The organism is Streptomyces sp. NBC_01217 (assembly GCF_035994185.1).
In the GTDB taxonomy this organism is placed as follows: domain Bacteria; phylum Actinomycetota; class Actinomycetes; order Streptomycetales; family Streptomycetaceae; genus Streptomyces.
On the sequence record NZ_CP108538.1, the window covers coordinates 5369282 to 5391203 of the forward strand.

The 21922-nt window shown below is 70.5% G+C and carries 22 protein-coding genes and 1 tRNA gene; 14 read left to right on the forward strand and 9 right to left on the reverse strand.

The window, feature by feature from the left end:
- Positions 1 to 5 precede the first annotated feature (5 nt).
- Positions 6 to 1361, reverse strand: a complete 1356-nt coding sequence (locus OG507_RS24080; RefSeq protein ID WP_327369271.1) for a sensor histidine kinase — start codon at positions 1359 to 1361, stop codon at positions 6 to 8.
- A gap of 177 nt (positions 1362 to 1538) precedes the next feature.
- On the reverse strand, positions 1539 to 2774 hold the full coding sequence (locus OG507_RS24085; protein WP_327369272.1) for a sensor histidine kinase: 1236 nt from the start codon (positions 2772 to 2774) through the stop codon (positions 1539 to 1541).
- A 170-nt stretch (positions 2775 to 2944) separates the two neighbouring features.
- Between OG507_RS24085 and OG507_RS24090 the strand changes: the two genes are divergently transcribed.
- The 12 genes from OG507_RS24090 to htpX all read left to right on the forward strand — a co-directional run bounded on the left by OG507_RS24090 (position 2945) and on the right by htpX (position 14379).
- Positions 2945 to 3346 (forward strand): NADH-quinone oxidoreductase subunit A, encoded by a 402-nt coding sequence (locus OG507_RS24090; RefSeq protein WP_037689408.1) that lies wholly within the window; start codon positions 2945 to 2947, stop codon positions 3344 to 3346.
- Complete coding sequence (locus OG507_RS24095; RefSeq protein ID WP_327369273.1) at positions 3337 to 3972, forward strand: NADH-quinone oxidoreductase subunit B; 636 nt, start codon at positions 3337 to 3339, stop codon at positions 3970 to 3972. The genes OG507_RS24090 and OG507_RS24095 overlap by 10 nt, the downstream gene beginning before the upstream one ends.
- Positions 3969 to 5063: an NADH-quinone oxidoreductase subunit C gene (locus OG507_RS24100; RefSeq protein ID WP_327369274.1), complete on the forward strand. Its 1095-nt coding sequence runs from the start codon at positions 3969 to 3971 to the stop codon at positions 5061 to 5063. Before OG507_RS24095 ends, OG507_RS24100 begins: the two co-directional genes overlap by 4 nt.
- The gene (locus OG507_RS24105) at positions 5060 to 6028 is read left to right on the forward strand and encodes a complex I subunit 1/NuoH family protein (RefSeq protein WP_327369275.1); all 969 of its coding nucleotides are present in this window, start codon (positions 5060 to 5062) and stop codon (positions 6026 to 6028) included. The genes OG507_RS24100 and OG507_RS24105 overlap by 4 nt, the downstream gene beginning before the upstream one ends.
- Positions 6028 to 6600, forward strand: a complete 573-nt coding sequence (locus OG507_RS24110) for a NuoI/complex I 23 kDa subunit family protein (RefSeq protein WP_327369276.1) — start codon at positions 6028 to 6030, stop codon at positions 6598 to 6600. The genes OG507_RS24105 and OG507_RS24110 overlap by 1 nt, the downstream gene beginning before the upstream one ends.
- Positions 6597 to 7166 (forward strand): NADH-quinone oxidoreductase subunit J family protein, encoded by a 570-nt coding sequence (locus OG507_RS24115; protein WP_327369277.1) that lies wholly within the window; start codon positions 6597 to 6599, stop codon positions 7164 to 7166. Before OG507_RS24110 ends, OG507_RS24115 begins: the two co-directional genes overlap by 4 nt.
- The gene (gene nuoK, locus OG507_RS24120; RefSeq protein WP_327369278.1) at positions 7166 to 7576 is read left to right on the forward strand and encodes an NADH-quinone oxidoreductase subunit NuoK; all 411 of its coding nucleotides are present in this window, start codon (positions 7166 to 7168) and stop codon (positions 7574 to 7576) included. The genes OG507_RS24115 and nuoK overlap by 1 nt, the downstream gene beginning before the upstream one ends.
- Positions 7573 to 9573 (forward strand): NADH-quinone oxidoreductase subunit 5 family protein, encoded by a 2001-nt coding sequence (locus tag OG507_RS24125; RefSeq protein WP_327369279.1) that lies wholly within the window; start codon positions 7573 to 7575, stop codon positions 9571 to 9573. The genes nuoK and OG507_RS24125 overlap by 4 nt, the downstream gene beginning before the upstream one ends.
- 3 nt (positions 9574 to 9576) lie before the next feature.
- Entirely contained in the window at positions 9577 to 11151 is a 1575-nt protein-coding gene (locus OG507_RS24130; protein WP_327369280.1) for a complex I subunit 4 family protein, read from the forward strand.
- Complete coding sequence (locus OG507_RS24135) at positions 11148 to 12752, forward strand: NADH-quinone oxidoreductase subunit N (RefSeq protein WP_327369281.1); 1605 nt, start codon at positions 11148 to 11150, stop codon at positions 12750 to 12752. The genes OG507_RS24130 and OG507_RS24135 overlap by 4 nt, the downstream gene beginning before the upstream one ends.
- Before the next feature lie 97 nt (positions 12753 to 12849).
- Positions 12850 to 13311 carry a large conductance mechanosensitive channel protein MscL gene (gene mscL, locus OG507_RS24140; RefSeq protein ID WP_327369282.1) on the forward strand — a complete coding sequence of 154 codons (462 nt, stop codon included), beginning with the start codon at positions 12850 to 12852 and terminating at the stop codon, positions 13309 to 13311.
- Positions 13312 to 13515: 204 nt separating this feature from the next.
- Positions 13516 to 14379 carry a zinc metalloprotease HtpX gene (gene htpX, locus OG507_RS24145; protein ID WP_327369283.1) on the forward strand — a complete coding sequence of 288 codons (864 nt, stop codon included), beginning with the start codon at positions 13516 to 13518 and terminating at the stop codon, positions 14377 to 14379.
- Between the two features lie 16 nt (positions 14380 to 14395).
- Here htpX and OG507_RS24150 read toward each other — a convergent pair whose 3' ends face one another.
- Entirely contained in the window at positions 14396 to 14797 is a 402-nt protein-coding gene (locus OG507_RS24150; RefSeq protein WP_327369284.1) for a YccF domain-containing protein, read from the reverse strand.
- 131 nt (positions 14798 to 14928) lie between these two features.
- Here OG507_RS24150 and OG507_RS24155 point away from each other — a divergent pair, with 131 nt between their 5' ends.
- Entirely contained in the window at positions 14929 to 15201 is a 273-nt protein-coding gene (locus tag OG507_RS24155) for a GlsB/YeaQ/YmgE family stress response membrane protein (protein ID WP_327369285.1), read from the forward strand.
- Here the strand turns inward: OG507_RS24155 and OG507_RS24160 are convergent.
- The 3 genes from OG507_RS24160 to OG507_RS24170 form a co-directional block, all read right to left on the reverse strand.
- Positions 15162 to 15878, reverse strand: coding sequence for an alpha-ketoglutarate-dependent dioxygenase AlkB family protein (locus tag OG507_RS24160; RefSeq protein ID WP_327369286.1), 717 nt, complete (start codon positions 15876 to 15878; stop codon positions 15162 to 15164). The genes OG507_RS24155 and OG507_RS24160 overlap by 40 nt on opposite strands.
- 1 nt (position 15879) lies before the next feature.
- Positions 15880 to 16389, reverse strand: coding sequence for a methylated-DNA--[protein]-cysteine S-methyltransferase (locus OG507_RS24165; RefSeq protein ID WP_327369287.1), 510 nt, complete (start codon positions 16387 to 16389; stop codon positions 15880 to 15882).
- 185 nt (positions 16390 to 16574) lie between these two features.
- Complete coding sequence (locus tag OG507_RS24170; protein WP_266931780.1) at positions 16575 to 17063, reverse strand: YajQ family cyclic di-GMP-binding protein; 489 nt, start codon at positions 17061 to 17063, stop codon at positions 16575 to 16577.
- A 165-nt stretch (positions 17064 to 17228) separates the two neighbouring features.
- Between OG507_RS24170 and OG507_RS24175 the strand changes: the two genes are divergently transcribed.
- A tRNA-Tyr gene (locus OG507_RS24175) sits at positions 17229 to 17310 on the forward strand.
- 43 nt (positions 17311 to 17353) lie between these two features.
- On the opposite strand, the gene OG507_RS24180 is transcribed toward OG507_RS24175, so the two are convergent.
- The 3 genes from OG507_RS24180 to OG507_RS24190 all read right to left on the reverse strand — a co-directional run bounded on the left by OG507_RS24180 (position 17354) and on the right by OG507_RS24190 (position 21670).
- On the reverse strand, positions 17354 to 19393 hold the full coding sequence (locus tag OG507_RS24180; RefSeq protein WP_327369288.1) for a zinc ribbon domain-containing protein: 2040 nt from the start codon (positions 19391 to 19393) through the stop codon (positions 17354 to 17356).
- 290 nt (positions 19394 to 19683) lie between these two features.
- Complete coding sequence (locus OG507_RS24185; protein WP_327369289.1) at positions 19684 to 20340, reverse strand: SDR family oxidoreductase; 657 nt, start codon at positions 20338 to 20340, stop codon at positions 19684 to 19686.
- 34 nt (positions 20341 to 20374) lie between these two features.
- Entirely contained in the window at positions 20375 to 21670 is a 1296-nt protein-coding gene (locus tag OG507_RS24190; RefSeq protein WP_327369290.1) for an amidohydrolase family protein, read from the reverse strand.
- Positions 21671 to 21922: the final 252 nt, after the last annotated feature.

The following is a 21922-nucleotide window of genomic DNA, read 5'->3' on the forward strand; positions in this document are numbered from 1 at the left end:
CGTGCTCAGCCGCGCCACGGCAGCTCGGCCGTGATCCGCGTCGGGCCGCCCTGCGGGGAATCCACGACGAGTACGCCGTCCACCGCGTCCAGCCGCCCGGTCAGCCCGGCCAGCCCGCTGCCCGAGGTCACATCGGCGCCGCCGTGCCCGTTGTCGGTGACCTGGAGCATCAGCCGGTCCGCCGCCCGCCACACGTCGACCGACGCATGGGTCGCGTGTGCGTGCTTGCTCACGTTCTGCAGCAGCTCGGAGACCGTGAAGTACGCGATTCCCTCGATCGCCTGGGCGGGCCGGGACGTCAGGTCCACCTCGACGGTCACGGGGACGGTGCAGCGGGAGGCGATGGCGGAGAGTGCGGCGTCGAGTCCTCGGTCGGTGAGGACGGCGGGGTGGATGCCGCGGGCGAGGTCGCGGAGTTCCTGGAGGGCGACCTTGACCTCGCCGTGGGCTTCGTCGACCATGCGGGCCGCGGCCTCGGGGTCGTCGGTGAGCTTCTCCTTCGCCAGGCCCAGATCCATGGCGAGGGCGACGAGTCGGGCCTGTGCGCCGTCGTGGAGGTCGCGTTCGATGCGGCGCAGGTCGGCGGCGGCCGTGTCCACGACCACCCCCCGGTCCGACTCCAGCTCGGAGACGCGCGTCGCCAGCCGGGACGGGCCGAGCAGCCCGGCCACCATCACCCGGTCCACGCTCGCCAGAGCACGGATGATCCACGGCGAGACGAGCACGAGTATCAGGCCGCACACACTGGTCGCGGCCAGGTCGAAGGAGGAGTCGAGGTAGACCTGCTGGGTGCTGTCCCCGTACAGCTGTACGCCGTCGACGCCCACGTACGCGGGGAAGATCCAGTGCCACAACGGATAGGTGAGGGCGGCCCACCCGTAGGCCCAGAACGTCACCGAGACGGTGAAGGCGAACACCGCCCACGGGAAGTGCAGCAGCGAGTAGAGCAGATGCCGCCAGGACACCCCGCTCTTGAGGACCGCGCCCACCCAGGACAGCAGGCCGCCGGTCCGGCCGCGCACCGGCGCCGGGTCCGCCACGTCCAGCCTCAGCAGCCCGCGCGCCCTGGCCCGCTCCATCGCACCGAAACCGCGGCACAGAGCCAGCGCACCGGCCAGGATCGGAACGCCGAGGAAGGTGACCAGCATGCCGGCGCCCAGCGACGTCAGGGTGATCGAGAGGCTGAAAAGGACCGTGCTGATCGGCAGGCTCAGCAGGAGATAGCCGAATTCGCGCCAGGTCCTGCCCTCGAAGGGCGCGCGCAGCGCGGCCGGGAAGAAGTGCTTCACCGGGGGTCGGTCCCCGAAACCGGCTCCGGACCGCTGGTGGTCCCGAGTGTCCGGTCCGTATGCCGTGGCCATGGATGCTGTCCGTTTCTTCTCACCGGTCTGCGATGCGGTCTGTGATGCGGCCGGGGTTCCGGCCGGTACGTACATCAAGGGTGCTGGGCCGCGGGCCGGGGGACCATGAGGGCGGTATCCCTCTTGGTGCGGGGGTTTTCCCCACCCCTGAGGAGGCGCGGGGCGCGAGCGCCCGCCCTACGGGCGCTTGCCCGCTCCCGTACGGTCTCGGCTTCTCTCGCGGTGCTGCTCCCGGTCCCCATCCCGGTCCCGGTCCCGCCAGGGCAGCTCCGCCGTGACCGTCGTGGGGCCGCCGGCCGGTGAGTCGAGGACGAACAGCCCGTCGACGGCGCCCAGCCGCTCTGCCAGCCCGGCCATGCCCGTACCGCCGTCCATCCGGGCCCCGCCCCGCCCGTCGTCCGTGACCTGGATCAGCAGCCGGTCCGCCGCCCGCCACACCTCCACGGACGCCGAACGGGCCGCGCTGTGCTTGCTCACGTTCTGCAGCAGCTCGGAGACCGTGAAGTAGGCGATCCCCTCGATCGCCTCCGCGGGACGCTCCCGCAGATCCACCCCCACGGTCACGGGGACGGTGCAGCGGGAGGCGATGGCGGAGAGTGCGGCGTCGAGTCCTCGGTCGGTGAGGACGGCGGGGTGGATGCCGCGGGCGAGGTCGCGGAGTTCCTGGAGGGCGACCTTGACCTCGCCGTGGGCTTCGTCGACCATGCGGGCCGCGGCCTCGGGGTCGTCGGTGAGCTTCTCCTTCGCCAGGCCCAGATCCATGGCGAGGGCGACGAGTCGGGCCTGTGCGCCGTCGTGGAGGTCGCGTTCGATGCGGCGCAGGTCGGCGGCGGCCGTGTCCACGACCACCCCCCGGTCCGACTCCAGCTCGGCGATCCTGCGCTCCAGCTCGTCGGAGGGCGAGAGCAGCCCGCGCACCATCGCCCGGTCGGCATCGGCGAGGAAGCGCGCGATAAAGGGGAGGACCGGCCACAGCACGAAGAGGCTCACGAGCGTCACGCTGAAGGTGAGCACGCCCCAGGGCAGCCGTATGAAGGAGTACAGCACCGCCCGCCAGCCCACGGGGTCGGTGAGGCTCGACCACAGCCAGGAGAAGAACCCCTGCTCCCGGCGGGACCGAACCATCGGGCTCGGCTCGTCGATCCGCACCCCGAGCATCCCGCGCGCCCGGCCCCGCTCGGCCTTCCCGATCAGCCGCGCCCCGTGCAGCCCGGCGGCGAGCAGTGGCAGACCGATCACGGTGACCGCAAGCCCCACGCCGACACCGATCATGAAAACCGTGTAAACAAACCCGGCCACGGCCATGGGAAGGTTGGCCAGGAGATACGCGATCTCCTTCCACGTCCACCGGCCGAAGGGGAAGCGCGCGGGCGGTGGCCGGTCGTCGTCGGGCACCTGCGGGGTCATGGTCATACGCCCCAGCCTGCCGGGCGGGGCCCGCGCACGCCATGGGGCCCGTGGGTGGGGTGAAGTAGGGATAACCCCACCCGTAGTCCGACGCGACTGCTTACCCTCCCTTTAACAGGGCCTAGACTCCCGTGCGTACAGATCGTCGAACGGGCTTGAGGGAGCGAGGGGCGGACGTGGCGGACCTGCCGGAATCGACCGTTCTCGCGTCGGACTACTTCCACAGTTATTCGGTGGTCGGACTGCTCGCCGTGATCGGAGTGCTGTTCGTCGCCGTCGCCTTCGGGGCCGGCCGGCTGCTGCGCCCCGTGGTTCCCACGCCGGAGAAGCTCCTGACGTACGAGTGCGGCGTGGACCCCGTGGGTGAAGGATGGGCACATACCCAGGTCCGTTATTACGTGTATGCCTTCCTGTACGTGATCTTCGCCGTCGACTCCATCTTCCTGTTTCCGTGGGCGACCGTATTCGCCGCACCCGGATACGGGGCGACGACTCTGGTGGAGATGTTCATCTTCCTCGGTTTCCTGGCCGTAGGACTGCTCTACGCATGGAAGAAGGGCGTCCTCGAATGGACGTGACGAGCCCGCTGCCCGGGGCGGGATCCGAACCGCAGCCCGTTCCGACATTCCTGCCGGAGCCCAAACGGCTCGGCGTCCTGTCACGCCTGGCTCCCGAGCCGATGAAGGTGGTCCTGAACTGGGGCCGCCGCTACAGCCTCTGGGTCTTCAACTTCGGGCTCGCCTGCTGCGCCATCGAATTCATCGCCGCCTCCATGGCCCGGCACGACTTCATCCGGCTCGGCGTGATCCCGTTCGCCCCCGGCCCGCGCCAGGCCGACCTCATGATCGTTTCCGGCACGGTGACGGACAAGATGGCCCCGGCCGTGAAGCGGCTGTACGAGCAGATGCCCGAGCCCAAGTACGTCATCTCCTTCGGTGCCTGCTCCAACTGCGGCGGCCCGTACTGGGACTCGTACTCCGTGACGAAGGGCGTCGACCAGATCATCCCGGTCGATGTCTACGTACCCGGCTGCCCGCCCCGGCCCGAGGCGCTCCTCCAGGGCATCCTCAAGCTGCAGGAGAAGATCGCACGCGAGTCGCTGGGCGAGCGGTACGCGACGGGCGGCGGCAGCCGGCCCTCCACCGCCGCACTGCGCAGCGGCCTGGTCGCCGCCCCGCCGACACCGGGGGAGGAGCAGAAGTGACCGGCACCCCCGCCGACGCCGCCGAGGCCTACGACCGTCTGCCGGACGCCGCCGCCGAGCTCTTCGGTGAGGAGGCGACGGCGGAGTACGCGTACGACCTGCTGACCGTCGACGTACCGGCCGCCACCTGGATCGCCGCCCTCGAAACGGCCCGCGACCGGCTGGGCTGCACCTATTTCGACTGGCTGAGCGCGGTCGACGAGCCGGGCACCGGCTTCCGGGTCTGCGCCCATGTCGTCGCCACGGCACACGGCAAGGTCCGTCGGCTCCTGATCCGTACGACCGTCCCGCACGACGCTGCCGTCCTTCCCACCGCCATCGACGTCTACGCGGGCGCCGCCTGGCACGAGCGCGAGACACACGAGATGTTCGGCATCGGCTTCGAGGGCCACCCGCATCTGGTGCCCCTGCTGCTGCCCGAGGGCTTCGAGGGTCACCCGCTGCGCAAGGACTTCGTGCTGGCCGCCCGCGTCGCGAAGGCCTGGCCGGGCGCGAAGGAGCCGGGCGAGTCGGAACACGGCGGCCCGAAGCGGCGCACGATGCTGCCCCCCGGCGTCCCCGACCCGAACGAATGGGGCCCCCTGAAGGGCCAGCTGCCACCCGCCCCGTCCCGCCCGGCCCGCACCCCCCGCGCACCCGGCGACCGCCCGGTACGCCGCACCCGCAGCGTGACCGAGGGTTCAGCCGCCCAGCAGTCCACCCCTCCCACCCCTCCCACGTCTCCTGCACCTCCGCGCCGCACCCGCAGCGCATCCCAGGGCTCGGCCAGCCAACAGCCCGAGGCGGCGAAGCCGGAAACGGGGACGGGAGGCGCAGAGCCGAGCCCCGCAACCAGCGACGCCCCGTGGCACCACGCCCGCCCGGCCTTCGACCCGGGTACCTCTCAGCCCGATGGCGCTACTACCTCTCAGCCCCTCCGGCGTTTGAGGAGCGGGGGTCCGGGGGCGGAGCCCCCGGTTCGGGAAGGGGAGGGCAGGGGAGAAGCCCCGCGCAGCGGCACCTCCACCCCCGACACCGACCCCACCACCCCCACGGACCAGCCCGAAACCCCCGAAACCCCCGACCACCCCGCCGGAGGCGATACCGCGTGAACGACGCACTGGACGTCGCCCTCCGCCTCGTCATCGTCTTCGCCGTGTTCATGGTCCTCCCCCTCGCAGTGGGGCAGACCGAACACAAGGTGATGGCCCACATGCAGGGCCGCCTCGGCCCCATGTACGCGGGCGGCTTCCACGGCTGGGCCCAGCTCGTCGCGGACGGCGTGAAGTTCGCGCAGAAGGAAGACATCGTCCCGGCCGAGGCCGACCGCCGCATCTTCCAGCTCGCGCCCGCCGTCGCCCTGCTCCCGTACCTCCTCGTGCTCGTCGCCATCCCGATCGGCCCCGGCGAGGGCGCGGTCGGACAGGTCGTCGACGCGGGCATCTTCTTCGTGCTCGCCGTGATGGGCGTGGGAGTGCTCGGCTCGCTCATGGCCGGCTGGGCCTCGGCGAACAAGTTCTCCCTCCTGGGCGGTCTGCGCACCGCCGCCCAGCTCCTCGCCTACGAACTGCCGATGCTGCTCGCCGCCGCCTCCGTCGCGATGGCGGCAGGCACCGTCTCCCTCCCGGGCATCCTCAACGCCTTCGAGTGGTGGTGGCTGCCCTGGCAGATCGTCGGCGCCCTGGTCTTCTTCGTGGCCGGACTCGCCGAACTGCAGCGCCCGCCGTTCGACATGCCGGTCGCCGACTCGGAGATCATCTTCGGCGCGTACACCGAGTACACCGGCCTCCGCTTCGCGCTGTTCCTGCTCGCCGAGTACGCCGGCATCGTCGTCCTGTGCGGACTGACGACCGTCCTCTTCCTCGGCGGCTGGCACGGCCCGTTCGGCGCCGACGGACTCGGCTGGGTCTGGACGCTCCTCAAGACCGCGGTCCTCGCCTTCGTCGTCATCTGGCTGCGCGTGAGCTATCCACGGCTCCGCGAGGACCAGTTGCAGAAGCTCGCCTGGACCACGCTCATCCCGCTCGCTCTTGCGCAGATCGCGCTCACCGGCATCGTGAAGGTGGCGATCAGCTGATGCCTCCGATCCCCGGTTCGGGCCTGGCCAAGGGCCTGGCCGTCACCCTTCGGACGATGACGAAGAAGACGGTCACCGCGCAGTACCCGGACGTCCAGCCCGAGCTCCCGCCCCGCTCCCGCGGTGTCATCGCACTGTTCGAGGAGAACTGCACGGTCTGCATGCTCTGCGCCCGTGAGTGCCCGGACTGGTGCATCTACATCGACTCCCACAAGGAGACAGTGCCCGCCGCTGCCCCGGGCGGGCGCGAGCGCAGCCGCAACGTCCTCGACCGCTTCGCGATCGACTTCTCGCTCTGCATGTACTGCGGCATCTGCATCGAGGTGTGTCCCTTCGACGCACTGTTCTGGTCGCCGGAGTTCGAGTACGCGGAGACGGACATCCTCGAACTCACCCATGAGCGGGACAAGCTCCGCGAATGGATGTGGACGGTGCCGGAACCGCCCGCGCTCGACCCGGGTGCCGAGGAACCGAAGGAGATCGCCGCCGCCCGCAAGACGGTGGAGAAGCTCGAAGCCCAGCGCGCGCAGGAAGCCCAGCAGGCCCAGCAGAAAGAAGAGGGGGAGGAGTGACACTCGCAGCAGCAGCGGTCCACTCCGCCTCCGCCCATCCCGGATTCCTCTCCCCGACCGGCATAGAGATCGCCTTCGTCCTCGTCGGTATCGCCACCCTCGGCGCGGCCCTCGTCACCGTCACGACCAAGCAGCTGGTGCACGCCGCCCTCTGGCTGGTCGTGGCGCTCGGCGGTCTCGCCGTCGAGTACCTCCTGCTCACCGCGGAGTTCATCGCCTGGGTGCAGGTACTGATCTACGTCGGTTCCGTGGTCGTCCTCCTTCTCTTCGGGCTGATGCTCACCAGGGCCCCCATCGGCCGCTCCCCGGACGCCGACTCGGGCAACCGCTGGGCGGCCCTCGGCGTGGCGGTCGCGGCTGCCGGCGCGCTCGTGTGGGTCGTCGTCGACGCCTTCCGCACCACCTGGATCGACCTGGACGGACCGGCCCAGGGCTCCACCGAGGTGACCGGATCCTTCCTCTTCCGGCACTGGGTACTGCCGTTCGAAGCGCTCTCCGTCCTGTTGCTCGCCGCCCTCGTCGGCGCGATCGTCCTGTCCCGCAAGCGCGGTAAGGAGCAGAGCTGATGCACCTCGCCTATCCCGCCGTGCTCGCCGCCCTCCTCTTCTGCACCGGGCTGTACGGAGTGCTCGCCCGCCGCAACGCGATCCTGGTCCTGATGTCCGTCGAGCTGATGCTCAACGCCGTCAACCTCAACCTGGTCGCCTTCGACGTATGGCTCCGCGACGCCCTGCATTCCGGCCAGGCCCTCACCCTCTTCACCATCGCCATCGCGGCGGCGGAGATCGGCATCGGCCTGGCGATCGTCCTCGCCGTCCACCGCAACCGCGGAACCTCCGACATCGACCGCCTCCGCGACACCGCCGAGACCGACGCCGCCGAAGCCCTCCTTGACGAGGCCGACGCGATCCACGGCACCGAAGACCAGGCCACTGCTCCGGCAGGGAAGGCAAAGAAGGCAGAGGCCACCGCGTGACCACCACGACCCTCGCCGTCCTCGTCCCCCTCCTTCCGTTCCTCGGCGCCGCGGCCGGCCTGCTCCTCGGCCGCACCGCCCCCGGTTACGTACGCCCCCTCGCCGTCCTCCCCACCCTCACCGCCTTCGTACTCGCCGTCGTCGTCGCCTCGCGCCGGGGCGGCGGCCGGGCCATCGACGCGGCGACACAGCTCACCCCCACCGGCTCGGTCCCGATCGACCTCGCCCTGCACCTCGACGGCTTCGCGGTCCTCGTCGCCGTCCTGGTCGGGCTCGTCGCGACCTGCGTGCAGATCTACTCGACCGCCTATCTGCGCGACGACCCCCGCTACCCCTCGTACGCGGCCCTCGTCTCCCTCTTCACCTCCGCGATGCTGCTCGTCGTCTACTCCGGCGACCTGATGGTGCTCCTGGTCGGCTGGGAGATCATGGGCATCTGCTCGTACTTCCTCGTCGGCCACTACTGGGAGACGCCCGAAGCCCGCGCCGCCTCCCTCAAGGCCTTCCTGGTCACCAAGCTCGGTGACGTCCCCTTCCTGATCGGCCTGTTCGCGCTCGCCGCCGACACCGGTACGTTCCGCATCACCGGCATCCTGGGCGCCGTCGCGAACGGCGGCCTGGACCACCCCACCGTCATCGCCCTGCTGCTCCTGGCGGGCGTCGCGGGCAAGTCCGCGCAGTTCCCCCTGCACACCTGGCTGCCCGACGCGATGGCCGGTCCCACCCCCGTCTCCGCGCTGATCCACGCCGCGACGATGGTCGCCGCCGGTATCTACTTCGTGGCCCGGCTCCTCCCCGTCTTCGCCGAGTCCGGCGCGGCCCTCGTCGTCCTCGCCGTGATGGCGGCGGTCACGATGATCGGCTCGGGACTCGCCGCCCTCGCCCAGGACGACATCAAACGCGTCCTCGCCTACTCCACGATCGGCCAGCTCGGCTACATGTCCGGCGCCCTGGCCGTCGGCGACCGAGGCGCCGCCGTCTTCCACCTCCTGTCCCACGGTGCGTTCAAGGCCGTCCTCTTCCTCGCGGCGGGCGTCGTCATCCACGCCGCCGGGACCAACTCACTGGCCGCCATGTCCCGCATGGGCGGCCTGGCCAAGCGCATCCCGGACGCCTACTGGACGATGACCGTCGCCCTCCTCGCGCTCGCCGCCATCCCGCCGTTCGCCGGCTTCTTCTCCAAGGAAGCCGTCCTCGTCGCCGCCGAGCACACCGCTCTCGGAGACCGGCACGTCGCCCCGGCCGCCGCAGGCTGGACCGTCCTCGTCGCCGGACTGCTCGCCGCCGTACTCACCGCTGCCTACGCCACCCGCCTCTGGCTCCTGGCCTTCCGGGGCCGCGGGGCCGAGGCCCCCGACCACGGCAGGCAGCCCGTCGCGATGACCGCCGTCCTCTGGGTCCTGGCCGTCCCCACCATCGCCTTCGGACTGACCGTCGGCGCGATCACCGACTGGTTCGACGGCCACAGTCTCGCCCCGTCCCTGACCACCGCCGTCCTCTCCACGGGCGTCTGCCTCGTCGGCGGCCTCGTCACCTACGGCGCCTGGCGCCACACCACCGCGCTCGCAGCCCGAACCGCCGTCGGCACCGTCGTCGCCCACCCCGACGCCGAACCCGCCCTCGTCGAGGCGCAGGCCATGTCGGCGCACACCGCGGCCTACGGCACCGACGGGGACGTCCCCGACCCGGCCGACCCCGGCCGCCTGCTGCTCGGCCCGCTCCACCGCCCCGCAGCCACCGGCTTCCACCTCGACGCCCTGTACGCGGCGCTGTTCGTCCGCCCCGTCCAGGCCGCGGCGAGTCTCGTCCGCTTCCTGGACCGCGAGGTCGTCGACACCTACGTACGCGGCTCCGGCACCGGCACACGCTGGCTCGGCGCCGCCGTCCGCCGCGCCCAGACCGGCAATGTGCAGACCTACCTCAGCGCACTGCTCGCCGGTTCGCTCGTCCTGGCGATCGCCGCCGTCGTTTTTGCCACCGTCAACGCCGGGGCGTGAGCCATGATCGATATCAGCGAATCCGTGATGCAGTTCCTTCTCGCGTTCATCGTCGTGGGCCCGCTCATCGGTGCCGTGGCCGCCCTTCTGCCGGCCCCGCCCGGGCTGAAGGGAAAGAACCCCGACCAGGCCGTGCTCCGCCACGGCGTGACCGTCACCGGCGCGATCCTCATCGCCGCGATCGTGCTCGCCGTGGGCTTCGACCACGACCACCCGTCGAAGATGCAGGCCACCACCGACATCAGCTGGATCCCGGCGCTCGACGTCCGCATCCATCTCGGCATCGACGGCATCTCGCTCCCCCTTCTCGTACTGACCGCGCTGCTGACCTTCCTCTGCGCGCTCTACAGCTACTTCAAAATGCCCGACGGCCCCTCCCCGAAGGCATTCGTCGCGCTCGTCCTCCTTCTGGAGTCCGGCACCCTCGCGACCTTCGCCGTCCTCGATCTGCTGCTGTTCTTCCTGGCGTTCGAGATGGTGCTCATCCCGATGTACTTCCTCATCGCCCGCTGGGGCGGCGCTCAGAAACAGGCCGCCGCCTGGAAGTTCATCCTCTACACACTGCTCGGCTCGGTGATCATGCTGCTGGGCCTGCTCCTCATCGGACTGAAGAGCGGCACCTTCGACATGGTGGCACTCGCCACTGACAACGGCCGTGGGCTCACCTCGTCCGTGCAGGTCATCGCCGTTCTGTCGATCGGCATCGGGCTCGCCGTGAAAACCCCGATGTGGCCGCTGCACAGCTGGCTCCCGGACGCCCACACCGCCGCCCCGACCGTCGGCTCGGTCCTGCTCGCCGGCGTCCTGCTGAAGATGGGTACGTACGGATTCGTCCGCATCCTGCTCCCCATCACCCCCGACGGGATGCACACCTTCGCGCCGTACCTCGCCGCCTTCGCGGTCGTCGGCATCGTCTACGGATCGCTCGCCTGCCTGGCGCTGGCCCGCCCCGGCTCCAAGGGCGACCTCAAGCGCCTGATCGCGTACTCCTCCGTCGGACACATGGGCTTCGTGCTCCTCGGCATCGCGAGCATGACCCCCACCGGAGTCAACGGGGCGCTCTTCGCCAACATCGCGCACGGCCTCATCACCGGCCTGCTCTTCTTCCTGGTCGGCGCGGTCAAGGACCGGTACGGCACCGCCGACCTCGACACCCTCTCCGGCGCCACCGGGGCCGCGCTCTACGGCCGGGCACCCCGCCTCGGCGGCCTCCTCGCCTTCGCCGCCGTCGCCTCCCTCGGGCTGCCGGGCCTCGCCGGGTTCTGGGGCGAGATGCTCGCCCTGTTCGGCTCCTTCGACCCCGCCGACGGCCTCAGCCGCCCCGCCTTCCTCACCTTCATGTCGATCGCCGCGTTCGGCACCCTGCTCACCGCCGCGTACATGCTGATCGTCGTACGCAGGGTCTGCATGGGCGACAAGCGCGAGGAGCCGCAGCAGCTCGTCGATGTCCAGACGTACGAATTCGCCGCCTGGACCCCGCTCGCCGCCCTCACCGTCCTGGCCGGCCTGTGGCCCGCCGCCCTCCTCGGCCTCACCGACCCGGCCGTGCAGAAGCTCCTCGCAGGAGGCAAGTCGTGACCACAGCCGTCGTCACCCCGGGCGTCGTCACCACAGCGGCCGACAGCACCAGCAACCTCATCCAGTCCATCGACTGGCTCGCGATCGCGCCCCCGGTCGTCGTCGCGGCCGTCGCCCTGATCGTCCTGGTCGCCGACCTCTTCCTCCCCGAGGAACGCAAGCCACTCCTCGGGCAGGTCACCGTCGCCGGACTCGTCGCCGCGCTCGTCCTCCTCATCCCGCTGCGCGACGGCGACCGCTCCACCTTCTGCCTCACCGCGGCGACCACCGGCACCGGTGGCACCGGGGCCTGCAGCTACACCGCCGACCACTTCACCCTCGTCATCCAGGCCCTCGTGCTCGGCGGCACCCTGCTGACCGCCCTGCTCTCCCTCGGCGACACACGCAGACTCCCCGCAGGGGAGTTCTGGTTCCTCCTGCTGTCCTCCGCGTCGGGCGCCGCACTCCTGCCCGCCGCCCGCGACCTCGCCACGCTCGTCGTCGCCCTCGAAGTCGCCTCGCTGCCCGCCTTCGCCCTCGTCGGCATCAAGCGCGGCGACCGGCGGTCCTCCGAGGCCGCGCTGAAGTTCTTCCTCTCCTCCGTCGTCGCGACCGCCGTCATGCTGCTCGGAGTCAGCTTCGTGTACGCCACGACCGGCACCCTGCACCTCACGGAGATCGCCGCCCGGCTCGACGACGTACCTGGGCAGTTCGACACCCTCGCCAAGGCGGGCGTCGTCCTCACCCTGGTCGGCTTCGCCTTCAAGACGGCCGCCGCACCCTTCCACTTCTGGGTTCCCGACACCTACATCGGCGCCCCCCTGCCGATCGCCGCCTACCTCTCGGTCGTCAGCAAGGCGGTCGGCTTCTCCGGCCTGATCCTCGTCACCGTGATCGCGTTCCCGGCGTACGCCGACGTCTGGGGACCGGCCCTCGCCGTCCTCGCCGCGCTCACCATGACCGTCGGCAATGTCGCCGCCCTGCGCCAGAACGCCGCCCGCGCCCGCAGCGCCGTACGCCTGCTCGCCTGGTCGTCCGTCGCCCAGGCCGGCTATCTCCTGGTGCCGATCGCCGCCGCCGCGTACTCCAGCGACGAGCACATCGGCTCCACCGTCGCGTACGCCCTCATGTACGGAGTCGTGAACCTCGGCGCCTTCGCGGTCGCCGCCCTCGTCGCCCGCACGAACCCCGGCAACCGGATCACCGACTACCGCGGCCTTTACGCCACCCGCCCCCTCGCCGCCCTCGCGATGGCCTTCTTCCTGCTCTGCCTGGCCGGCCTGCCGCCCGGCATCATCGGCCTCTTCGCCAAGGTCACGGTCTTCTCCGCAGCCGTCGACGCGGGACTCGGCTGGCTAGCCGTCGTCATGGCCGTCAATGTCGTGATCGCGCTCTACTACTACCTGCAATGGACCGCGACACTCTTCCGCACTCCGCAAGAGGCCCCGGCACAGGAAACCCCGACGGACGGGATCCCGGCCGACACGCCCGCATCCGCCCCCATCAGACACCGGGCCCCGGCCTCGCTCACCGCCGCGATCGCCCTCACCGCCGTCGCCGGCGTCGTACTCTCCGGCGCTCCGCAGACGGTCCTCAGGTTCGCCGCCGTGAATCTCTTCTGACGTACACAAGATCGGTTTGCCCGGAACGGCCCGCGCAAGGCAAGGTCATGCCCGCACAACCCCATACACGTAGGCATGTCCCAGAGGAGCGAGAGCAGTGCTGAACGGGTTCAAGGACTTCATCCTGCGCGGAAACGTCATCTCCATGGCCATCGGGCTGGCCGTCGGAGCTGCGTTCACCGCGGTCGTCACCGGATTCAGCACCGCCTTCATCACCCCGCTGATCGGCCTCGCCACCGGTTCGGTCGGCGACTTCAGCACGGCGGAGTTCTCGATCGAGGGCGCCATCTTCCCTTACGGGAAGTTCCTCGCCGCCGCCATCGCCTTCCTGATCACCGCGGCGGTGCTCTACTTCTGCGTCGTCGTCCCCATGGCGAAGGTCCAGAACCGCTTCACCAAGGCGGAGGAGAAGAAGGTCGACATCAAGGCCGCCCTGCGCGACTGCCCCCGCTGCTACACCGAGATCCCGGCCATCGCCTCCCGCTGCGCCCACTGCACCAGTGAGATCAAGCCGGACCCCGAGGCCCTCGCGATCGCAGGCCTCCCCGCCCAGCGCTGACCCGCACGGCACGCACACCCCTTCCACCCGTACGGCCCAGAGCCTGATCCGGCCGCCAGTGCCGGACAGGCCCCGCTCCCGCGGCCGCGCGCACAAGGGAACTCGCTCTCCTCGCCTGGCGTTGACCAGTACGGGAGGCTCCACTGGGGGAGTGGAGACCACCAAGCAAAGGGTTCCCCTGCCGCACCACTTGGAGGGCGTACCGTGCACCGCCGGCACAACGGGCTGAAAACCGCCGTACTCCTCGGGGGCCTCTCCGCCCTCATCATCGTCATCGGAAGCTTCTTCGGACGTACGGGCCTGATCGTCGCGTTCCTCGTAGCCCTCGGCACCAACGCCTACGCGTACTGGAACAGCGACAAGCTGGCACTGAGGGCCATGCGCGCCCGCCCCGTCAGCGAATTCGAGGCGCCACAGCTCTACCGCATGGTCCGCGAGCTCTCGACAGCCGCCCGCCAGCCCATGCCCCGGCTCTACATCTCCCCGACACAGGCCCCCAACGCCTTCGCCACCGGCCGCAACCCGCGCAACGCCGCGGTCTGCTGCACCGAGGGCATCCTGCAGATCCTGGACGAGAGAGAGCTGCGCGGAGTCCTCGGCCACGAGCTGAGCCATGTCTACAACCGCGACATCCTGATCTCGTCCGTCGCCGGAGCACTTGCCTCCGTCGTCATGTTCCTGGTCAACTTCGCCTGGCTGATCCCGGTGGGGCGGTCCAACGACGACGAGGGCCCCGGCATCCTCGGCATGCTCCTGATCATGATTCTCGGCCCGCTGGCCGCCTCCGTCATCCAACTGGCCGTGAGCCGCTCCCGCGAGTACGAGGCGGATGCCTCGGGCGCCCAGCTGACGGGCGACCCACTGGCCCTCGCCAGCGCCCTGCGGAAGCTCGAAGCCGGTACGAAACAGCTGCCTCTCCCCCCCGAGCCGAGGATCGAGACCGCGAGCCACATGATGATCGCGAACCCCTTCCGCCCCGGCCAGGGCATGTCCAAGCTGTTCTCGACCCACCCGCCGATGGCGGAGCGCATCGCCCGGCTGGAGAAGATGGCCGGTCACCGCCCGTGAGGGCGGACCGCCGCCGCTAACGTGCTCCGAACGCCTCGTCGGTGGAGACCACTTCGCGCCCCAGGGGCATGAGGGAGATGGGAATCATCTTCAGGTTCGCCCAGCCGAAGGGGATTCCGATGATCGACACGAACAGCGGGATGCTCGTGATCAGGTGCCCCAGCGCGAGCCACCACCCGGCGAAGACGAGCCAGATCACATTGCCGACACACGAGGGCGCTCCCGCGTCGGGCCGCTCCACAGTGGTCCGCCCGAACGGCCACAGGACGTAGCCGGCGATGCGCAGGGACGCGATGCCGAACGGGATCGTCACGATCAGTACGAAGCAGATGATCGCCGCGAGCAGGTACCCGAGGGCCATCCAGAACCCGCAGAACACCACCCACAAGACGTTCAGGATCAGCTGCAGGAGTTTCATGATCACTGGCCTTTCCGCGTGTTTCGCCCGTCAGTGCTGTTCAGAGTCAGTATCGGCCCCGTGCACCGCAACCGCCCGACCGGCAGGAACGTCTTGGATTCCAAGACCGAGTGACGGGTAGGTTCGCGCATATGAGCATCATTGGTTGGATCATTCTCGGGCTGCTTGCGGGGGCCATCGCCAAGGTCCTGCTCCCGGGCCGCGACCCGGGCGGCCTGATCGGCACCACGGTCATCGGGATCATCGGTGCCTTCCTCGGCGGCTGGATATCGACGCGCTTCCTCGACCGCCCGATCTCCAACGACTTCTACGACACGGCGACCTGGGTCGCGGCCGTCGGCGGCTCGCTGGTCCTGCTGATCGTCTACCGGCTGCTCTTCGGAAACTCCCGCGAACGCCGCTGACGCCTGTCGGGGGCGCCGGGGGTGCCCATCCCCGTCTCGCGCAGGGTCAGATTGAGCCGGCCACGGCTCATCCCCGTCGCGGGGTCGGCCGTCCCGGGGCGGACCTTCGGCACACCGTGGAACGCGAAGCGCGAAGACCCACCGAAGACGAACAGATCACCGGAGGCCAACTCCACATCCGTATAGGGCCTTCCGCGGTTCTCCGTGTTCCCGAAGCGGAAGACACAGGTGTCGCCGATGCTGAGCGACACCACCGGAGCACCGGAGCGCTCCTCCTTGTCCTGGTGCATGCCCATCCGTGCCGCACCGTCGTAGAAGTTGATGAGGGCGGTGTCCGGTGCGTAAGCCCGCACCGGGCTTTCGTCCCCGTACGCCTCGGCCAGCGCCTCCCGGCCCAACTCCGCCAGCCAGGCGGGGAATCCGGCGACCCGCGCGCCGTTCACATCGTCGGCCGTACGCGAATACCGGTACGGCTGCCAGTGCCACCCCAGACAGACCGTCTGTACGGACATCACCCCGCCGCCCGGCAGCACCGTGTGCCGCAGGGGCACGGGCCCCCGCGCCCACTCCCGGCAGACCACCACCAACTCCCGTTGGCGCTCCGGCGACAGCCACCCGGGCACATGCACGGCCCCCGGCGCGACGACAGCCCTCGGCCGCGGAAAGAGTCCGGACATCTCAGCGCACCGCCAGGGCGCCTTCCAGCCCCAGAAGCTGTTCCTTGCGCTCCAGACCGCCTGCGTAACCCCGCAGTGCCCCGTCCGCGCCGATCACCCGGTGGCACGGCCGTACGACCAGCAGCGGATTGCGCCCGATCGCCGTCCCCACGGCCCGCACGCCCGCCCCGGGCGTACCGATCCGCTCGGCGATCTGTCCGTACGACACGGTCTCCCCGTACGGGACGCTGTCCAGCGCCGCCCAGACCCGGCGCTGGAAGTCGGTGCCCAGGCCGTCCGCGTACACGATGTCGAAGCGGGTCAGCCGCCCCTCGAAGTACGCGCGCAGCTGTGCGGCGATCTTCGCGAAGGCCTCCGGCGCATGGATCCACCCGTCCTGGACGACCGCGGCGCCCTTCTGACCGGGCAGCGAGAGCGAGGCGAGCGCGACCCCGCCGTCCGCACCGGCGGCCTCCTCGCCGACCAGCAGCAGCTCACCCAGCGGGCTGTCGACCGTTGCGTACATGGTCATGACTCGTCCCTCTCCTTGCCCGTCATGCCGGAAAACGACCGGATCATCGTCCGGTACGGACAAGTCTGCGTCCCCCGCCCCGCCACGACCGGCGGTATTCGGACATCGCGTCCCGGGCGCGGGGTGGTGCGGTGCATCCCGCTCCGCACCACCCCGCGCCCGGAAGGCGCAGCCCTGTCAGGGACCTAGCGGTAGTTCGCGAACTGCACGGCGAAGTCGAAGTCCTGGCCCTTCAGCAACGCCTGTACGGCCTGCAGGTCGTCCCGGCTCTTCGAGCTGACCCGCAGCTCATCGCCCTGAACCTGCGCCTTGACGCCCTTCGGGCCCTCATCGCGAATGATCTTCGCCACCTTCTTGGCGTTCTCCTGGGAGATGCCCTCCTCGATCGTGGCGAAGATCTTGTACTCCTTGCCGGACAGCTGCGGCTCGCCCGCGTCCAGCGACTTCAGCGAGATGCCGCGCTTGATCAGCTTGGACTGGAAGATGTCGAGGATCGCCTTCACCCGCTCCTCGCCGTTCGCCTCCATCAGGATCTTCTCGCCGGACCAGGAGATCGAGGCACCGGTGCCCTTGAAGTCGTAACGCTGCGAGATCTCCTTGGCGGCCTGGTTGAGGGCGTTGTCGACCTCCTGCCGCTCGACCTTCGAGACGATGTCGAAACTGGAGTCGGCCATGGCGTGTGGCTCCTTGCGTCGTATGCGGTGGGTACGGAGCAAAGCCTAGCCACCGCCGACCGCCGCGAGCACTGATCAATCAGGTGGCGGAGCACCCCCGGTCATCAGGTATCGTTTACGTCGTCGCCGAGGAACACCCCAGCGGGTTTCCGGAGCGTCGTTCCAGGCGGTGTGCCCGAGTGGCCAAAGGGAGCAGACTGTAAATCTGCCGGCTCAGCCTACCGTGGTTCGAACCCACGCGCCGCCACTGGAATAGGGCCCCTGACCAGCAAGTCTGGTCAGGGGTTCAGTCATTTCCGAGCCTTCCCGCCGCCCTCGTGAGCCTGCCTACCCAAGTTCGAACCGCTGCTTGAGGCCGTGCCTGCCCCGCTCGCACCGAGCGTTCCACGCTGCGCCGAGCCGGTCCGGTCCCGAAGGGATCCGGTGGCGCGCAGCACGGTCCGGTGGGTGGCGATCAAGGTCTCCAGCCGGGTGACCGGAGCGTCGGGATGCCTCATTCGCTGCCTGCCGGCCTGGGATTGCTCATGCCTGGGACCGGCCCCCGCCGAACGGTGTCCTTCGCTCCGACGCGTGGCCGGGAGAAGGGGCGAGGCGACCGGGCGACAGGCGCCCGGTCCTGATGGTTGGTGCTCCGAGGCGGCGGCAGCAGCCTCTCCTCGGCAGCTTGTGGGCGCGGGTGACCTGAGCGGACGCAGCCGCTGACGGCGTACCCGCACGGTGGTGGTGTGCAGTGCGCGTTGGCCGATTTTCTCCGCTGCGGAGTGATCGCGGTCGGCGTTGAATCCGCAGGTGGGGCAGTCGGCCCAGCCGCGCCCGTCCCCGCCGTCAGGGTGGTGGCGGTGACGCAGTTTTCCGTCGCAGCGCGGGCAGTACGTGGAGGTGCCGCTCGCCATGACCTCGATCACGGCGAGTCCTTCGGCGGCCGCGGCCTCGCGGGTGGCGGCGGCCGTGCTGCCGCGCAGTGCGAGGGAGACGCGCTCGTTGTTGTGGCGGCCCATGCCGCGGACTTCCAGGGTTCTGAGGTTCTCGACCGCGATGGCGTCGCAGTCGTTCTCCAGGGCCTGTTCGACGGACCAGCGTGCGGCGAGGCGGGCGATGGAGGTGTTGATGTTGCGCTGTTTGCGCGCGAGTCGGGCCGCCTGGCCTTCCAGGTGCTCCTTCTTCATACGCAGTGCGTCGTCCTCCCGGCCGCTCAGCAGACGCTCGTAGCGGTCGATCCTGGCAGTGACCTTCGCGTGCTCGCGGCTGATGCGACGGGCCTTGGCCTGGAGTTCGCCGATCTGGAAGTGCAGGGGTCTGCCGTCGACGGCGGCCTCGCGGCGGCCGTCGTCGTGTTCGACCGCCCGGACGACCGTGGCGGTGACCAGTCGGCGTGCGCCCCAGTCCTGGGCGAGGACACGGCGCGGCTTCTCCTTCGGGGCGAGGCGGCGCGGTGGCGGCGGCACGGAGACCGCGACGTCCGCCCGTACGACATCGGCTGCCGTGACGCGCAAGGTGGGCGGGGAGAGCGTTCCGGTCCGGTAGCGCGGGGGGATGTTGATGGTGAGCCGGTGCCATCCCCAGTCGTCGTCCGTCGTGGGCCGGGCGACCAGGGGGAGCCGGAGCCGTACGACGAAGACCGCTCCCGACTCCCGCGGTACACGTGGTCGCCGGTCGAGGGTCGCGCCTGCTGCGCGGGCACGGTGACGTGCGCGATTACGCTCCTGCCGCAGCTCGACCACCGCGTCCACAGCGTCGTGCGCGGCCTGCTCGTCACTCGCAGCCTGTCCGACGAAGAACTGATCGTCCGTGGCCGACAGAGGTACCAACGCCGGTACGCGCGGCGCCTCTTGCTCCACGTCGAAGAGGTCGAGGGGCAGTGGCTGCCCGGTGTCCAGCAGTCGGCCGATCCTGCGCCGGTAGGTGCGGCCCGTCACGGGGTCTGCGCACTCCTCGGGGAGTCGGCCGTGCAGCAGTGAATCGACGACCGTCATGCGGTGGGCGGCTGCGCGGAGTTGGCGCGCGGCCAGTTCGTCCCCCATGCAGGCCAGGCGTGACGAACCGGCGGTGCCTGTGGGGAGCCCGGGGGCGCCCCACAGCTGCCGACAGGCCGTGAAGCCCTGGTTGGACAGTTTGGCGCCGGTGGGAGTGGTGTCCGAGGTGAGTGCCACTACCGACGCCCGGTCCCAGTGGGCGTCGATCGTCGCCTGCCCGACTTCGGCGACGAGGCTGCTCAGCCAGCCCACGCGCTGGGCGAGGTGACGTGCGGTCAGCTGCTCGCCGGTGCCTTCATGGAGGCCATGTGCGACGCGACAGGTGGCCGTGCGGATCAGAGCTGATGTGCGACTCACGCTTCACCTCCCGACGGGACCGGGCGGCCGGACGGGCCGCTGACTGTGACAACGATGCGCACAGGGGATGGTCACTCGTTCGGCCCAAGAAAGTTCGTGCGATCAGGAGTTGGCGACGGGCGCGCGAAACCCGTTCGGCGGTGATCACGCGTGATCACCGCCGAACGGGTTTCAGACAACCGCAAGTCGCGTGGCGACCCGGGTGTGCGCAGCCGTCCGCCACGGTTCGTTCCGCCCTGCACCCGAGCCACGCCGCGCGTAGGGCGCCCCCGGTCGACGTGACCGTCTCCTCAGTTCCCCGCCACGCCCTTGACGGCGACCGCCACCGGCACGCTCCCCGCGATGAGCTCCAGGGTCAGGCCCGCCGTCGCCGGGGTGTCCAGCAGCTCCAGCAGCGCCGCCGCCACGTCGTCGCGCGGCACCGGTCCGCGGCCGGTCGAGGCGGTCAGGAGGACCATCCCCCTGCCCGCGTCGTTCGTCAGCATCCCGGGGCGCAGGATCGTCCAGTCGAGTGCGGTCCTGGAGCGCACATACGCGTCCGCGGCGCCCTTCGCCCGCAGATAGGCGTCGAAGACCTCGTCGCCCGGGTGGTCGGGGTCGGCGTCCCTTGAGGAGACCACCACGTAGCGCCGTACGCCTGCCCGTTCCGCCGCGTCCGCGAACAGCACCGCCGCGCCGCGGTCCACCGTCTCCTTGCGCTCCGAGCCGCTGTTCGGGCCCGCACCGGCCGCGAAGACCGCTGCGTCGGCGCCGCGCAGCACCTCGGCCACCTCCTCCACGGAGGCCGATTCGAGATCCAGGACGACCGGCTCGGCACCCGCCGCTCTGAGGTCCTCGATCTGTCCCGGATTCCGGATGACGCCTACGGCCTCGTCCCCGCGTGCGGCGAGCAGTCGCTCCAGCCGCAGCGCGATCTGACCATGTCCACCTGCGATGACAATGCGCATGGTCTTGACCGTACGCCGCAGCGGGCCGCCGCGCTCAGGGCCCGCCGCAGGGACCGGAATCCGGCCGGCTCTGGCGCGGCAGACCGAGTGCGACGACGGTCTCCGAGTCGCAGAACTCGCGCACCGCGCTCGTCCGCGTCACGACCCGGCCGCGATGCACGACGACCCGGCTGTACGCGAGCGACAGCACGCCCGAGAGCTGCTCCCCGCGTACGGCGAGCAGCTCGGCGGGGAAGCCGGCCTCGACCCTGACCTCGGGCAGCCCCATCGCTTTCCTGGCGGCCGAGGAGACCGTCTCGTACGCCTCGTCGGCCCGCATCCCGCTCTGCGAGGCCAGTAGGTAGGCGGCCTCCAGCGGATCCCCGCGCCCCACCGGGTTCGCGACGTCCCGCAGCGCGCCGCTGCCGGCCGCGACCCGTACGCCTGCCGCGCGCAGCAGCCGTACGGGGGCGGTGCCCCGGCTTTCCACTCCGCAGCAGCCGCCCTGGGGGAGGCAGATCACGGTCACCCCGGCGGCGGCGAGCTGATCGGCGGCGCGGACCGCGGCCTGTGGGGGAAGCCGGGAGAGGCCGGCGCAGGGGCCGACGGAGACGCCGGGCCGCAGCCCGCCAGCCATGGCGGCCAGCCTGCCGAGCCGGGCCGGATCGTCACCGTCCGTGTGCAGATCGACGGGGCAGCCCTGTTCGGCGGCGATCTCCAGCACGGCTTCCGCGTACCCCGCCGGGTCCGGATCGAGGTCGGGGCAGCCGCCGACTGCACCGGCCCCCATCTTCAGCGCGTCGCGCAGCATGGCCAGGTTGTCGGCGCCCGCGACGCCGGTGAGCAGGCGGGGTACGGCGACGGGGGTCAGTTCGGCGAGTCCGCGCAGCGAACGGCGTGCCTGTAGTACGGCTTCGAGGGAGGCGAGGCCCTGGACGTCCCCGATGCGCACGTGTGCGCGCAGTGCGGTGGCGCCGTGGCCGAGCTGCATCAGGGCGGCTTCGGTGGCGCGGCGCCGGATGTCCTGCGGGCGGTGGGACACGGGTCCGGGGCTGTCGGGGCCCGTGCCGTGGGCGGTGAGCGCGGTGTCGCTGTGGGCGTGGGGTTCGGCGGGGGCGGGGAGCAGCAGATAGCCGCGCAGATCGATCCGCGGGCCGGGTGCGGTCAGGCTGCCCGCGGTGCCGACGGCCTCGATGCGGCTGCCGCCGAGCCGTACGTCCACGATGCGGCCGTCGGTGAGACGGGCGTCGCAGAGCACCAGGGTGCCGGTCTCGGCGGTGTCGGGACTGCTGGTCGTATCGGCCGCGTCTGCGGCGTCGTCGTCCGGCTGCCGCGGCTGGCTGTCGGGCATCGCGCTCCTGGGAATGGGTACAAGATCACGCAGAGTGAGTCGAGCCTAGGGGCGTGTCCGGTCCGGTTCGAGGAGGAGCGAAATAGTCGTACCGGTGTGGCCCTGGGGGGTATCCGGGGCACGGGTGTACGGCTGGGGCCGAGGCGGCTCCTGTGAGAGCCGAGGCGCTGTACAAGCGGCTGGTGGACGGGCCGGAAGGCCGCACTCCAAGGGATCGGCAGGGTGTCGATCACGGGCACCGGCCGGGGCTTC